Below are 12,791 nucleotides of genomic sequence, written 5' to 3' on the forward strand. Positions count from 1 at the left end.
ACGGGAAGGTCAGGGGTGATCATGCGAGCGAGAAGGGCAGCCGAGTGCCGTCGCCGGCGGGCCGCAGCGAGATCAGTGGCGCTCGTGCACCGGCGGACGGCGCGATCAGTGGTGCTCACTCGCCGGTATGGCAGAGCGCGATCAGCGGTGATCATTGGCCGGTGGGGTGCAGCGCGATCAGGTGGTGCACCTCCAGTGGTTCTGCCTTGCCCTTGAGGGGGAGTAGGCCGAGGGACTCGGTCACCGCGTCCGGGAGCAGCGCCTTCGTGCCCGGCCCGATCGCGACCCCTCCGCCAGGAGCCTTGCCCTCGATCCGGGAGGCGACGTTGACCGTGTCGCCGATCACGGTATGGGTCCGCCCGCCCTCGGTGCCGAGCAGGCTCACCGACGCGATCCCGCTGTTGATACCGACCCGGAACCGCGGCCAGTCGGGATGCGCCGCCTGGACCGCCGCCGCGGCCTCCTGCAACGCGAGCCCGGCGGCGGCCGCCCGGGCCGCGTGGTCGGCCTGATCGCCGCGCTTGTTGAAGGTGACCATCAACGCGTCCCCGATGATCCGGTCCACCTCGCCGCCGTGCCGCCGGACCACCGGCGGGACCACGACCTCGAAGTACGTGTTGAGCATGCCGGTCACCTCGGTCGGCTCGTGGTTCTCCGAGAAGGTGGTGAACCCCTGGAGATCCGCGAACAGCACGCTCAGTTCCCGCCGGCCGGACACGGTGTCGGCGAGGTACAGGTCGGAGAACCGTTCCTCCCGCCACTGGATCCGCACGCCCGCGACAACCAGGACGAACGCGGCCAGCAGGAGCAGATGCCACTCCCACCACGACAACGCCCAGTTCCGGGAGAAGACCAGCGCGATCATCGCCTCGCCCAGCAGCACGAAGGCGGTGATCATCGAGAGCAGCATGAGGGAAGGCCGCTGCCACCACAGCCGCAGGTAGCGCGCGGCGGCGACGGCGTACAGGACGACTGCCGGTACGGCGAGAGCGGTGAGGATCCCGTCGGCGCTCTCGGGAACCCTGGTGCCGTGCAACGGCGGCAACCGCAACAGGGAGGCTACGGCCCACAGCACCATCAAGAGGAGCAGCCCGGCGCGCAACCACCGTCCCCAGCGCATGGCCGCCGGCAGCCGGCTCCCGGACAGCCTGAGGCTGGACAGCAACGCGAACACCGAGCCGAGCGCGATCCCGATCGGAGTCGCCAGGACGAACCCCGCGTTCGGAGTGTCGAGCAGGATGCCGGGCGTCGCCAGCGCGTGCAGGCCGAGGAATCCGGCCGCCGACAGGAAGGCCAACGCGACCAGGAACACCCGGGGATCACCTCGCTGCAGCGCCGCCGCACCACTCGCATGAGCCAGTACTGCGCTGAGCAACGCCGTGGTGAGCACCAGCCAGAAGTGCGACGGGTGGTGTTGCCAGTGCACGTCGAGCCGTGGTTCGCGGATCAGCACGGCCAGGCCAACCAGCGGCACCAGCAGCACCAGCGAGGTGGCGACCAACATCGCAGGGGAGTAGACGAACTTCCGCTCAGGCATTCGTGACCTTGAGATGCTCGTGGACCTGCGACACCACCACCGATCCCTCACCGACCGCGGAGGCGACCCGTTTGACCGAGCCGCACCGGACGTCGCCCACCGCGAACAGGCCGGGAACCGTCGACTCGTAGGGCTGCGGCGGGCGAGAACAGGTCCACCGGGAGTCAGCGGCGGCATCCGCCCCGGCCAGGATGTACCCGTGCCCGTCGTGCCCGACGGCTTCGGGGAGCCAGCCGGTCCCGGGCTCGGCGCCGATCATCACGAACAGCCCGTCGACCGCCAGTCGGCTCTCCTCGCCGGTCTGGCGATCTCGCAGCGTGATGCTCTCCAGCCGACCCTCGCCACTGCCGCCGACGATCTCGGTCGACGGCCGGACGACCACGTTCTCGGCCGCGTCGATCGCTTCGATCAGGTACTGCGACATGGTCCGGACGAGGGAGTCGCCGCGGATGACGAGGCTGACCTGGCGGCAGTAGCGAGCCAGGTGCAGCACCGCCTGCCCGGCCGAGTTGCCGCCGCCCACCACGCACGCGTCACGGCCGGTCAGCCCGTGCGCCTCGGAGACGCTGGCGCCGTAGTACACGCCGGCGCCGGCGAGCGCTTCGAGGTCGGGAACCCCGAGCCGGCGGTACGCGACGCCCGTCGCCAGCACGACCGCCTTGGCCGACACCTCGCCGACCTCACCGATCTCGGCGCGGAATCCGTGCTCCATCGGCTCGATCCGATCGACCTGCCGCATCAGCACGAAGTGCGCCCCGAACACCCACGCCTGCTGGTAGCCGCGCTGAGCGAGTTCCGAGCCGGTGACGCCGCGGGAGAAGCCCAGATAGTTGCGGATCAGCGAACTCGTGCCGGCCTGCCCGCCGATCGCCTCCCGCTCGACGACCAGGGTCCGCAGGCCCTCCGACGACGCGTAGACCGCGGCCGCGAGCCCGGCCGGACCGGCACCGACGACCAGTAGGTCGAACTCGCGCCGCTCACCGGCCAGAGTGGTCCGCACACCCCAGGCCTCGGCCACCTCGGCATCGGTCGGATCGTGCAGCACCGCACCGCCGACCGCGGCCATCCAGACGAGGACGCCGGCGCCCGGATCGGGTTCGCCGATCTCGTGCAGGACGTCGTTCGCCGGTGGTGAGCCGCTCGGCCGGAAGGCGTTGGGGATGCCGTTGCGGGTCAGCAGGCTGGTGATGGCATGGCCGCGGGCGTTGTGTTCCTCGGCGATCACCACCACCTCACGAAGGTTGGCGATCTCGTTGCGGGACCACTCCTGGACGAACTCCGCGACCGTGCGGTGGAACAGTTCGTCGTGCGCGATCCACGGCTTCAATACGTAGTAGCTGATGTCGCCGACGGCCATCGCCGCCAGGATCGCGGCGGCCGTCTCCCGGTCCGCCCAGGCGCCCCATTCGATCAGCAGCGCCCGCCGGGCATCCGGATGCAGGGTCCGCGCCCGGCCGAGGATCTGCGACCGCTCGGCATCGGTGAACGCGTGGTCGACCAGCACGACCGCGACCCGCTGGTCGAGGTCGCGGGCCTGTTGCAGACAGCGGAGCGCGTCGGCCGCGGTCAGCTCACCGCGGACTCTGAAGTCGACTCCGAAACTGCGCTCCAGTTCGGTCTCGAGCCGGTCCAGTCGCTCCGGGTCTCGGTCGGCCACAAGGATCAGTGGCCGTGCCGCCCGAAGGCTCGGCTTTCCTTCCGGGTCCCCACCCATGAAGCGACAGTAGGTCCGGCAGGTCGGCCGGGCAACGAATCATTCGTTTGATCGCCGGTCCTGTCCGCCCCAGTGGGACAGGACCGGCGAAGCCTCAAACGGTCAGCAGGCTGATCCCGGCCTAGTTGACGTTGACGGCGGACCAGGCCGCTGCCACCGTCGCCCGCTCGGTGCTGGTGGCGCCGTACAGGTCGGTGGCCGCGTTCAGGGTCGCGGTCCGGGCCTGTGCGTAGGTGGTACCCGTCGTCATGTAGACGGTCAGGGCGCGGTACCAGATCTTGCCGACCTTGGCCTGGGTGATGCCGGTGACGGTCGAGCCGTTGCAGGTGGTGGAGTTGTGCGGCAGGCCGCCGATCTCCTTGGCCCCGCTGCCCTCGGAGGCGAGGTAGGCGAAGTGGTTGGCGACACCGGAGGAGTAGTGCACGTCGATGTTGCCGATCCCGGAGTACCAGCAGTCCTTGGAGTTGCCGTCCTTGCTCGGCTGGTCCATGTAGCGCAGCGCCGGGCGGTCCTTCATGATCTCCTCGCCGATGTAGTAGTCGCCCGGGTCGGCGGCGTTGTTGGCGGAGAACTCGACGAAGGTGCCGAAGATGTCGCTGGTGGCCTCGTTCAGGCCGCCGGACTCACCGGAGTAGGTCAGGTTGGCGGTCGCCGTGGTGACGCCGTGGGACATCTCGTGGCCGGCCACGTCGATCGACACCAGCGGTCCAGCGACGACGCCGTCACCGTCGCCGTACGTCATCTGCTTGCCGTCCCAGAACGCGTTCACGTAGTTGACGCCGTAGTGGACGCGGCTCGGAACACCCTTGCCGTTGTTGAAGATTCCGTTGCGGCCGTGGTTGACCTTGAAGTAGTCGAACGTGGTCGCCGCGCCGTAGTGCGCGTCCACGGCGGCCGAGGCCCGGTCGGTGTTCAGCCCGTTGCCCCAGTGGTTGTCCGCGTCGGTGAACTTGACCGCGACCGGGCAGCCGATGCCGAAGATCTGGCACCAGATCGAGTCGGTCTTGTTCTGCGCGTCGAGGGTGGTGCCGCCGCCGCGGACGCCGTCGGTCAGCGTGAACCCGCCCGTCGCCGCGGTGGTGTCGATCGGCACCGTCCCGGAGTACAGGCTCTTGCCGTCGCCGGTCGCCGTGTGGATGTGCTGCTCGGTGACGAGTTTGGCGCCGGTCAGGGCGTCGATCGTGGTGGTGACGTGGCTGGGCGTGCCGTCGGCCTGGGTGCCGCCGGTCGCGACTCGGTAGGCCAGGCGCGGTGCGCCCTTGCGGGCCTCGATCACCAAGGTCGGCTTGCCTTCGGCCTCGAGGCCGCGGGTGACCGCCTTGGCGGTGGCGGTGGCGGCACTGACCTTCGGGGTCCGGCCGACGTTGGCCGACCGGTCCAGGGTCAGGCTGGCGCCCTTCAACGTGCCGTCCTTGGCCTGGTGGACGACGATGTCGCCGCCGAGCACTGGCAGGCCGCCGATGCTGCGGTCCATCCGGACGTGGCTGGAGCCGTCGGCGTCGACGATGACGTCGCGGACCGCGAACGCGTCGGCGGCGGTGGCCTTGACCGTGCCGGGATTCTGGCCGATCGCGGCCTTGGCCCGGGCGACCGCCGCGGCGGGGGTCGGACCGGGTTCTGCCGTGGGGGCACCGGTGGCTGTCGAGACGCCGGTCAGCCCGAGGGCGGTTGCGGTCGCCACTGCGGTGGCAGCGGCGAGCAGGGCGGATTTGTTCATCCTCGCGCTCCTTCAAGAGTGTCCCGGAGGCCTCACGCCCCAGGAACGAGGTGCTGGAACGTTACCGCTCAGTCACCTAGGGTGGCCAGAGGTCGGGAAAACTTGTCTTTCCCGCGCGCTCCCGGCCTTTTGGTCCGAGCCGGGCGATACCGTCGCTGCATGGCGGCGACCAAGGCAATCGAGCTGGAGATCGGCGAGCGGACGGTCCGGATCAGCAACCCGGACAAGCCGTACTTCGCCGACCGCGGACTGACCAAGCTGGACATCGTGAACTACTTCCTCGCCGTCGGCGACGGCATCCTCGGCGCGCTGCGGAACCGTCCGACCACGCTGGAGCGCTGGCCCGGCGGCTGGTTCGAGGGCGCCAAGCTGTCCACCCGGATGGACAACAAGGGCGACGCGTTCTACCAGAAGCGGGTCGCCAAGGGCGCGCCCGAGTGGGTCGAGACCGCGACGATCAAGTTCCCCAGCGGGCGGCCGGCCGACGAGGTCTGCCCGACCGAGCTGGCCGTGGTCGCCTGGGCAGCCAACCTCGGCACCCTCACCTTCCACCCCTGGCCGGTCCGGCGCCCCGAGCTGGACTCACCCGACCAGTTGCGGATCGACCTGGACCCCCAGCCCGGCACCGATTTCAAGAGCGCCGCCGCGGTCGCTCCCGTACTGCGTGAGCTGCTGGCTGAGCACGGCCTGGAAGGCTTCCCGAAGACGTCGGGAGGCCGCGGACTGCACGTGTACGTGCCGATCGAGCCGCGCTGGAACTTCGTCGAGGCCCGGCGCGCGGTGATCGCGGTCGGCCGCGAGCTGTCCCGCCGGATGCCCGAGCAGGTGACGGTGAACTGGTGGAAGGAGGAGCGCGGCGAGCGCGTCTTCATCGACTACAACCAGATGGCCCGGGACCGCACCATCGCCTCGGCGTACTCCGTCCGGCCCAACGAGCGGGCGCGGGTCTCCGCGCCGCTGCGCTGGGAGGAGGTCGACGAGGTGGTTCCGGACGACTTCGACGTGCTGACCATGCCGGCCCGGTTCGCGGAGGTCGGCGATCTGCACGCGGCGGTGGGGGAGAAGGCGTTCTCGCTGGAGTCCCTGCTGGAGCTGTCGGCGAAACACGAACGAGACTTCGGCGAGGGCGACATGCCGTACCCGCCGGAGTACCCGAAGATGCCCGGCGAGCCCAAGCGCGTCCAGCCGTCGAAGGACCGCGACCGGCCGAAGGAGTAGCTCTGCTGCCGCCGGGGGCGGGTCAGAAGGTGCGGAGGGCGCCGCCGTCGACGGGGATGATGGCGCCGGTGATGTAGGACGCGACGGGCGACAGCACGAACGCGGCCACCCGGCCGAACTCGTCGGGGGTGCCATAGCGGCGCAGCGGGATGGTCTTCTCCGAGGCCCGCCGGGCGGCGATCGGGTCGCCGCTCTTGCCGTCGAGCTCCTTCAGCCGGTCGGTGGCGATCCGGCCGGGCATCAGGCCGTTCACCCGGATCCCGTTCGGGCCGAGCTCGTCGGCGAGCGTCTTGGCCACCATCGCCAGACCCGGGCGCAGGCCGTTGGAGATCGCCAGGCCGGGGATCGGCGACTTGACCGACGACGAGAGCACGAACGCGATCGACGTACCGTCGGTGCCGGCCCGGGCGACCGCGCGGGCGATCCGCAGACCGCCGAGGAACACGCTGTCGAACGCCGCGCGCCAGTCGTCCTCCTCGGTCTCGAGCGCGGTACCGGGCCGGGGCCCGCCGACGCTGATCAGCGCGCCGTGCAGACTGCCCCACTTGGCGATCGCTGTCGCGGCCAGCCGCTCGGCGCTCTCCGGGTCGGCGTTGTCCACCGAGATCCCGACCACCTGGTCACCGAGCTGGGCAGCGGCCCGGGAGATCGAGTCCTCGTTCCGGCTCGAGATCACCAGCCTGGCACCCTCTTCCGCCAGCGCCTTGGCGGTTGCATAGCCAAGCCCACCGCTGGCGCCGGTGACGATGTACACGCGATCGCGAAGTCCGAGGTCCACGCGACCATCCTGCCTCACCGGCCCCGATCCCGCCGCCGAGCGCGCCGCGAACTGTGGCATCGATCTCATCTGTCGGACGTCTGTCTCATCTCCCAGCGCGGAAATTCACCGGCGAACCGTCGGCTCCACCTCGCCCGGCAGCCGACACGCCGGTGATGGTTGTAGCCGAGGGCAATCAGCAGCCGTCAGTACGCCGAGCGGCGGAGTGGGGTGTCGGTGGTGGTGGTGTTGAGGTGCCAGGCGGTGTTGACCAGGCCCAGGTGGGAGAAGGCTTGCGGGAAGTTGCCGAGCATGCGTCGGGCGACCGGGTCGTACTCCTCCGCGAGCAGACCCACATCATTGCGTAGGGCAACGAGTTTGGCGTACAGGTCGCGGGCCTCGCCGACGCGGCCGATCATCGCCAGGGCGTCGGCCAGCCAGAAGGAGCAGATCAGGAAGGTGCCCTCGTGGTCGGGCAGTCCGTCGTCGACGTCGTCGGTCAGGTACCGCCGGACGAAGCCGTCGGAGCCGAGTTCTGCGCGGACCGCCTCGACCGTGCCGACGACCCGTGGATCGCCGGGCGGGAGGAAGCCGACCTGCGGAATGAGCAGCACCGAGGCGTCGAGCGCCTTGCTCCCGTAGGCCTGGGTGAACGTGTTCCGCTCGGCGTCGAATCCCTCCGCACAGACCTGTCGGTGGATCTCGTCGGCCGTCGCCCGCCACTGTTTCGCCGGACCACTCATGCCGAATCGCTCGACCGCCCGCGCCGCCCGGTCGAACGCCACCCACGCCATCACCTTGGAGTAGGTGAACTGCTGCCGCGCGCCGCGGACCTCCCAGATGCCCTCGTCCGGGAGGTGCCAGACGTCGCCGAGGTGCCGCATCAGTCCGCTTTGCATCGCCCAGGCGTCGTCGCTCGGCCCGATCCGCGTCTCCCGGGCCAGGGCGAGCACGTCCATCACCTCGCCGAACACGTCGAGTTGCAACTGGTCGGCCGCCGCGTTCCCGATCCGCACCGGCGCCGAACCACCGAACCCGGGCAGCCACGGCGCCTCGAACTCGGGCAACCTGCGCTCGCCCGTGACGCCGTACATGATCTGCAGGGCCGAAGGCGAGCCGGCGATCGCCCGAAGCAGCCAGTCGCGCCAGGCTTGCGCCTCCTCGGTGAAGCCGGACCGCAGCAGCGCGGCCAGCGTCATCGTTGCGTCTCGCAACCAGCAGAACCGGTAGTCCCAGTTCCGCCCACCGCCCAGCGCCTCGGGTAGCGAGGTGGTCGGCGCGGCGACGATCCCGCCCGACGGGGTGTAGGTGAGTGCCTTCAGGGTGAGCAATGACCGGGTGACCTCCTCGCTCATCTCGCCGGCATCCGTACTGCGTCCGATCCACTCGCTCCAGTAGCTCTCGGTCGGCTTGAGCGCGGCGAGCGCATCGGTCGGGGTCGGCGGCGGCAGGTGCGACGGGTGCCAGGTGAGCACGAACCAGGCCCGATCGCCCGCGCTGACCTCGAAGTCCGCGTACGTCGCGAAGTCGCGCCCGTACTGGTGGACGTCGCTGCGCAGGGCGACGGAGTCGGGCCCGGCGATCGCGACGATCTGCCCGTCCACCTGGCGCACCCACGGGACCACGTGCCCGTAGTCGAACCGCAGCCGCAGCTCGGACCGCATCGAGACGGTGCCGCTGATCCCCTCGACGATGCGCACCACGTCGGGCGCGACATCGCGCGGCGGCATGAAATCGATCACCCGGACAGAGCCGCTCGGGGTGGACCATTCCGTCTCGAGCACGAGCGTGTCGCCGCGGTAGTGCCGGGTGCTCCTGGCGCTGCCGTCGCGCGGCCGGAGCCGCCAGTGGCCGTTGTCGTCGGTGCCGAGCAGGGCCGCGAAGCAGGCGGGGGAGTCGAAGCGGGGGAGACAGAGCCAGTCGATCGAGCCGTCAGTCGAGACCAGCGCCGCCGTCTGGGTGTCCCCGATCAGCGCGTAGTCCTCGATCCGCCGGTCCGGAAGCGGCTGCCGCCGGTTCGGGTCCACCTTCGGAGCCGACGGCGCCGTCTGGGGCCGCTGCTGTCTCGTCACCGTTCACGTCCCGTCGGGAGAAGTACACCAAGCCGCCGATGGCCAGCATGGCGAAGAAGAACCACTGCAACGCGTAGAAGAAGTGTGGCCCGTCGTCGATCTCCGGTCCGGGAAACCCGCCGAAGGCCGGGTCTGCCGCCGGCACCTGCTGATCCACGGTCAGGTACCCGTCGTACAGGTTCAAGCCGAGTGCCGAGGCGAACGCCGGCCCGTTGATCAGCCGTGCGGTGCCGTCCACCGGAGTGCCGCCGCTGGTGCGACCACCGCGCTCACTGCGGCGAAGTCTGCCGGTGATGGTGACCTCTCCACTCGGAACCGCGGGAATGGTGCTCGGAGCGAGCTGCCCGCCCTGCCGAGGCAGGAACCCCCGGTCAACCAGTACTGCGCTGCCGTCGTCCAGCATCAGAGGGGTGACGATCTCGAAGCCCGGCTTGTCCCGGACGTTGCGGTAGCGCAGTACGACCTGCTTGGTGGCGTCGTAGCGCCCGGTGACCGTCGCGGTACGCCAATCGTGCTGGTCGCCGACCACTCGCTGCGGTCCGACCACCTCGGCCAGGGGAGCCGGGGGAGCGGCGAGGTTGCTCCGCGTGACGTCGTTGCGGGTTTTGCGCTCGTCGAGCCGGTGCAACTGCCAGCGGCCGAGCTGCACACACGCCCCGGCGAGCACCAAAATCACCAACGCGGCGGCGATCCACCGGGTATTCAGCAAGGGGTGTGAGCTTCGGGGCACGCTTCGAACTTAAGCCATCCTCCGAAACGCCCACCCCTCGCCCGCCGATGGCACGTAGGCTGGGGGCGTGACAGCGCCCAGCAGCACCCCGCTCGGCCTGGCCGACAACTACGGCCGGGTCGCCACCGATCTGCGTGTCTCCCTCACCGACCGGTGCAACCTACGCTGCACCTATTGCATGCCGGAGGAAGGCCTCGACTGGCTCGCCAAGCCCGAGTTGCTGACGGACGACGAGATCGTCCGGCTGGTCTCGATCGCGGTCACCCACCTGGGCGTCGACGAGATCCGCTTCACCGGCGGCGAGCCGCTGCTGCGCCGCGGCCTGGTCGGCATCGTCGCCCGTACTACGCAACTGCAGCCCCGGCCGCAGGTCTCTCTCACCACGAACGGCATCGGCCTGTCCCGCCAGGCGGAGGCGCTCCGCGAGGCCGGCCTCGACCGGGTGAATGTGAGCCTCGACACGATCCGGCGGGACACCTTCCAGGAACTCACCCGGCGGGACCGGCTGCAGGACGTCCTGGACGGCCTGGCGGCAGCTCACAAGGCAGGTCTGGCCCCGGTGAAGGTCAACGCCGTGCTGATGCGCGGGATGAACGACGACCAGGCGCCCGACTTGCTGCAGTTCTGCCTGGACCACGACTACGAGTTGCGCTTCATCGAGCAGATGCCGCTCGACGCCCAGCACGGCTGGAGCCGCGACACGATGATCACCGCCGACGAGATCCTCGAGCGGCTCGCCGACCGCTTCGACCTGCAGCCGACCGACGCGGCCAGCCGGGGCAGCGCTCCGGCCGAGTCCTTCACGGTGCGGGGCGGCCCGGCGACGGTCGGCATCATCGCCTCGGTCACCCGGCCGTTCTGCGGCGACTGCGACCGGGTCCGGCTGACCGCCGACGGCCAGGTGCGCGACTGCCTGTTCGCGCGGACCGAATCCGACCTGCGGACGGCGCTGCGGGCCGGCGCCGACGACGAGGACCTGGCCGACCGCTGGCGGCGGGCGATGCGGGGCAAACTGCCCGGCCACGGCATCGCCGACCCGGCCTTCCTGCAACCCGCCCGGCCGATGTCGGCCATCGGCGGCTGAACCGCGCGCCGGACGTTCTGAACCGGAAATTTACTTTTTCAGCTGTAACGCGCTCGATACCTCGAGTTTCAGCCCACGAAAGGCTCTACCTCGCGCAGGAAAGAACGCCGGGCGAGGAAGTCGGAGAGGCTGTCCTTGTGCTCGTCACAAGCCAGCCAGGTCTTGCGCCGGTCGGGGGTGTGGATCTTCGGGTTGTTCCACAACAGCGCCCAGGTGGCCGGTTGGCCGCATCCCCTTGCAGAGCAGACGGACGGCAGTGCTTCTTCGGTCATCGGTGCGCTCTCCTGAGGCCATTCCTGTCGGTGCAGGCAATTGTTCCTGACCACTCAATAATCAATAGCCTGGGCAAAATGAAGCGACGTCGGACAGCCACGGGGGGAGCCGTCCGACGCCGCATCAAGTCTCTGAATTCCATCCGTGAACTTCAGAGCACGCGGGAGATTCTGACACGGATCAGTCTTGAGAATCCAGTCCCGACGCGGATCACTTTTCGGTGTCGAGATCGCGGCCCAGTTCCGCCCGCGCCGGCGGTAGGTAAACCTCGGCTCCGGACACCTTCGCGGTCCGCCGCGCATTGGCCAGCACCACCGCCACCGAGGGCAGGAAAACCGCACCGACGATGAACATCCACCGCCACGGCGACGGGGTCAGGACGGCGAGCACGAAGCAGACGATGCGCAGCGACATCATCCAGGCGTAGCGGACGATCCTGCTGTCCAGATCCTCTGACCGGGCGGGCTGCGCACTCGTCACCGAGATGACGGTTTCGTCGGCCCGTTCACGGCGTTTCGACATCTATCCTCCTCAGCAACACCAACGGTACGCCGCCACGGAAGCGTGGGCGCACCCAGGAGAAGGGGAACTGTCATGACCGATCGCACCTACCGAGTCACCGAGATCGTCGGAACGTCCAAGGAGGGCGTCGACGCGGCGATCACGAACGCGATCACCAGGGCCGGCGAGACGCTGCGGCACCTGGACTGGTTCGAGGTGACCCAGGTCCGCGGCCACATCGTCGACAACGCGATCGACCACTACCAGGTCGGCCTGAAGGTCGGCTTCCGCCTGGAGGACAGCTGATCCACCCAGACGGCCGGTACCGCGAACCGCCCGGGCCCGCCCGGTTCGCAGTACCGGCGGGTGCGGGCGATAGCGTTCGTCCGGCAGTGGCAGAAGACTTCAGTGAGGAGACGTAGTCGTGGCTAGATCGGTACTCGTGACCGGCGGTAACAGGGGCATCGGCCTGGCGATCGCGACCGCCTTCAAGGAGGCCGGGGACCAGGTCGCCGTCACCTACCGCAGCGGTGAGCCGCCCGAGGGCTTCCTCGGCGTCAAGTGCGACGTCACGGACGCCGAGCAGGTGGAGGCCGCGTTCGACACGATCGCGACCGAGCACGGCCCGGTCGAGGTGCTGATCGCGAACGCCGGCATGACCCGCGACACGCTGCTGCTGCGGATGTCCGACGACGACTGGGACGCGGTCATCCAGACCAACCTGACCGGCTCGTTCCGGGTCGCCAAGCGGGCGGCCAAGGGGATGCTGCGGCTGCGCAGGGGCCGGATCGTCTTCATCTCCTCGGTGGTCGGCCTGCTCGGCTCGCCCGGCCAGGTGAACTACGCGGCCAGCAAGTCCGGCCTGATCGGGATGGCCCGCTCGATGGCCCGCGAACTCGGCAGCCGTGGCATCACCGCGAACGTGGTCGCGCCGGGCTTCGTCGAGACCGACATGACCGCGGTGCTGCCCGAGGAGACCCAGAAGCAGTACCTGAGCCAGATCCCGCTCGGCCGGTTCGGGTCGACCGACGAGATCGCCAAGGCGGTCCGCTGGATCGCCTCGGAGGAGGCCGGCTACATCACCGGCGCCGTGATCCCGGTCGACGGCGGTATCGGCATGGGTCACTGACCGGCCACCGTCCTCCTCGTATTCCGTACCAGACCTCTCCGCTCCAGCTCATCAGAAAG

At 69.6% G+C, this 12,791-nt stretch carries 12 protein-coding genes; 4 read left to right on the forward strand and 8 right to left on the reverse strand.

The features are described from left to right. Nucleotides 1–151 precede the first annotated feature (151 nt). The 3 genes from ABD255_RS10840 to ABD255_RS10850 form a co-directional block, all read right to left on the reverse strand. Nucleotides 152–1,537: an adenylate/guanylate cyclase domain-containing protein gene (locus ABD255_RS10840; RefSeq protein ID WP_344212527.1), complete on the reverse strand. Its 1,386-nt coding sequence runs from the start codon at nucleotides 1,535–1,537 to the stop codon at nucleotides 152–154. Then, nucleotides 1,530–3,251, reverse strand: a complete 1,722-nt coding sequence (locus tag ABD255_RS10845; protein WP_344212529.1) for an NAD(P)/FAD-dependent oxidoreductase — start codon at nucleotides 3,249–3,251, stop codon at nucleotides 1,530–1,532. Before ABD255_RS10845 ends, ABD255_RS10840 begins: the two co-directional genes overlap by 8 nt. A gap of 121 nt (nucleotides 3,252–3,372) precedes the next feature. Then, nucleotides 3,373–4,968, reverse strand: a complete 1,596-nt coding sequence (locus ABD255_RS10850) for a M4 family metallopeptidase (protein WP_344212531.1) — start codon at nucleotides 4,966–4,968, stop codon at nucleotides 3,373–3,375. A gap of 159 nt (nucleotides 4,969–5,127) precedes the next feature. Between ABD255_RS10850 and ligD the strand changes: the two genes are divergently transcribed. Then, the gene (gene ligD, locus ABD255_RS10855) at nucleotides 5,128–6,186 is read left to right on the forward strand and encodes a non-homologous end-joining DNA ligase (protein ID WP_344212533.1); all 1,059 of its coding nucleotides are present in this window, start codon (nucleotides 5,128–5,130) and stop codon (nucleotides 6,184–6,186) included. 22 nt (nucleotides 6,187–6,208) lie between these two features. Here the strand turns inward: ligD and ABD255_RS10860 are convergent, their stop codons facing one another. The 3 genes from ABD255_RS10860 to ABD255_RS10870 all read right to left on the reverse strand — a co-directional run bounded on the left by ABD255_RS10860 (nucleotide 6,209) and on the right by ABD255_RS10870 (nucleotide 9,745). Beyond that, nucleotides 6,209–6,964, reverse strand: coding sequence for an SDR family oxidoreductase (locus ABD255_RS10860; RefSeq protein ID WP_344212535.1), 756 nt, complete (start codon nucleotides 6,962–6,964; stop codon nucleotides 6,209–6,211). Between the two features lie 185 nt (nucleotides 6,965–7,149). After that, nucleotides 7,150–8,970 (reverse strand): glycoside hydrolase family 15 protein, encoded by a 1,821-nt coding sequence (locus ABD255_RS10865; RefSeq protein WP_344212537.1) that lies wholly within the window; start codon nucleotides 8,968–8,970, stop codon nucleotides 7,150–7,152. Then, the gene (locus ABD255_RS10870; RefSeq protein WP_344212539.1) at nucleotides 8,876–9,745 is read right to left on the reverse strand and encodes an SURF1 family cytochrome oxidase biogenesis protein; all 870 of its coding nucleotides are present in this window, start codon (nucleotides 9,743–9,745) and stop codon (nucleotides 8,876–8,878) included. The genes ABD255_RS10865 and ABD255_RS10870 overlap by 95 nt, the downstream gene beginning before the upstream one ends. Nucleotides 9,746–9,812: 67 nt before the next feature. On the opposite strand from ABD255_RS10870, the gene moaA reads away from it, so the two are divergent. Continuing rightward, nucleotides 9,813–10,829 (forward strand): GTP 3',8-cyclase MoaA, encoded by a 1,017-nt coding sequence (moaA, locus tag ABD255_RS10875; RefSeq protein ID WP_344212541.1) that lies wholly within the window; start codon nucleotides 9,813–9,815, stop codon nucleotides 10,827–10,829. Nucleotides 10,830–10,897: 68 nt separating this feature from the next. Here moaA and ABD255_RS10880 read toward each other — a convergent pair whose 3' ends face one another. Both ABD255_RS10880 and ABD255_RS10885 read right to left on the reverse strand, forming a co-directional pair. Beyond that, nucleotides 10,898–11,101, reverse strand: a complete 204-nt coding sequence (locus tag ABD255_RS10880; RefSeq protein WP_344212543.1) for a hypothetical protein — start codon at nucleotides 11,099–11,101, stop codon at nucleotides 10,898–10,900. Nucleotides 11,102–11,312: 211 nt separating this feature from the next. After that, nucleotides 11,313–11,624: a DUF3099 domain-containing protein gene (locus tag ABD255_RS10885; RefSeq protein ID WP_344212545.1), complete on the reverse strand. Its 312-nt coding sequence runs from the start codon at nucleotides 11,622–11,624 to the stop codon at nucleotides 11,313–11,315. Nucleotides 11,625–11,696: 72 nt separating this feature from the next. Here ABD255_RS10885 and ABD255_RS10890 point away from each other — a divergent pair, with 72 nt between their 5' ends. Together ABD255_RS10890 and fabG are read left to right on the forward strand one after the other, a co-directional pair. Then, entirely contained in the window at nucleotides 11,697–11,909 is a 213-nt protein-coding gene (locus ABD255_RS10890; protein ID WP_344212547.1) for a dodecin, read from the forward strand. 118 nt (nucleotides 11,910–12,027) lie between these two features. Further along, entirely contained in the window at nucleotides 12,028–12,732 is a 705-nt protein-coding gene (gene fabG, locus ABD255_RS10895; RefSeq protein ID WP_344212549.1) for a 3-oxoacyl-[acyl-carrier-protein] reductase, read from the forward strand. The last annotated feature ends 59 nt before the right edge of the window (nucleotides 12,733–12,791 follow it).

The organism is Kribbella sancticallisti, from assembly GCF_039530625.1.
GTDB classification, from domain to species: domain Bacteria; phylum Actinomycetota; class Actinomycetes; order Propionibacteriales; family Kribbellaceae; genus Kribbella; species Kribbella sancticallisti.

Bases quoted from the DNA above. Each gene is read 5' to 3' on its own strand.
- ABD255_RS10840 (WP_344212527.1), bottom strand. From the start codon at position 1,537: ATGCCTGAGCGGAAGTTCGTCTACTCCCCTGCGATGTTGGTCGCCACC.
- ABD255_RS10845 (WP_344212529.1), bottom strand. From the start codon at position 3,251: ATGGGTGGGGACCCGGAAGGAAAGCCGAGCCTTCGGGCGGCACGGCCA.
- ABD255_RS10850 (WP_344212531.1), bottom strand. From the start codon at position 4,968: ATGAACAAATCCGCCCTGCTCGCCGCTGCCACCGCAGTGGCGACCGCA.
- ligD (WP_344212533.1), top strand. From the start codon at position 5,128: ATGGCGGCGACCAAGGCAATCGAGCTGGAGATCGGCGAGCGGACGGTC.
- ABD255_RS10880 (WP_344212543.1), bottom strand. From the start codon at position 11,101: ATGACCGAAGAAGCACTGCCGTCCGTCTGCTCTGCAAGGGGATGCGGC.
- ABD255_RS10885 (WP_344212545.1), bottom strand. From the start codon at position 11,624: ATGTCGAAACGCCGTGAACGGGCCGACGAAACCGTCATCTCGGTGACG.
- ABD255_RS10890 (WP_344212547.1), top strand. From the start codon at position 11,697: ATGACCGATCGCACCTACCGAGTCACCGAGATCGTCGGAACGTCCAAG.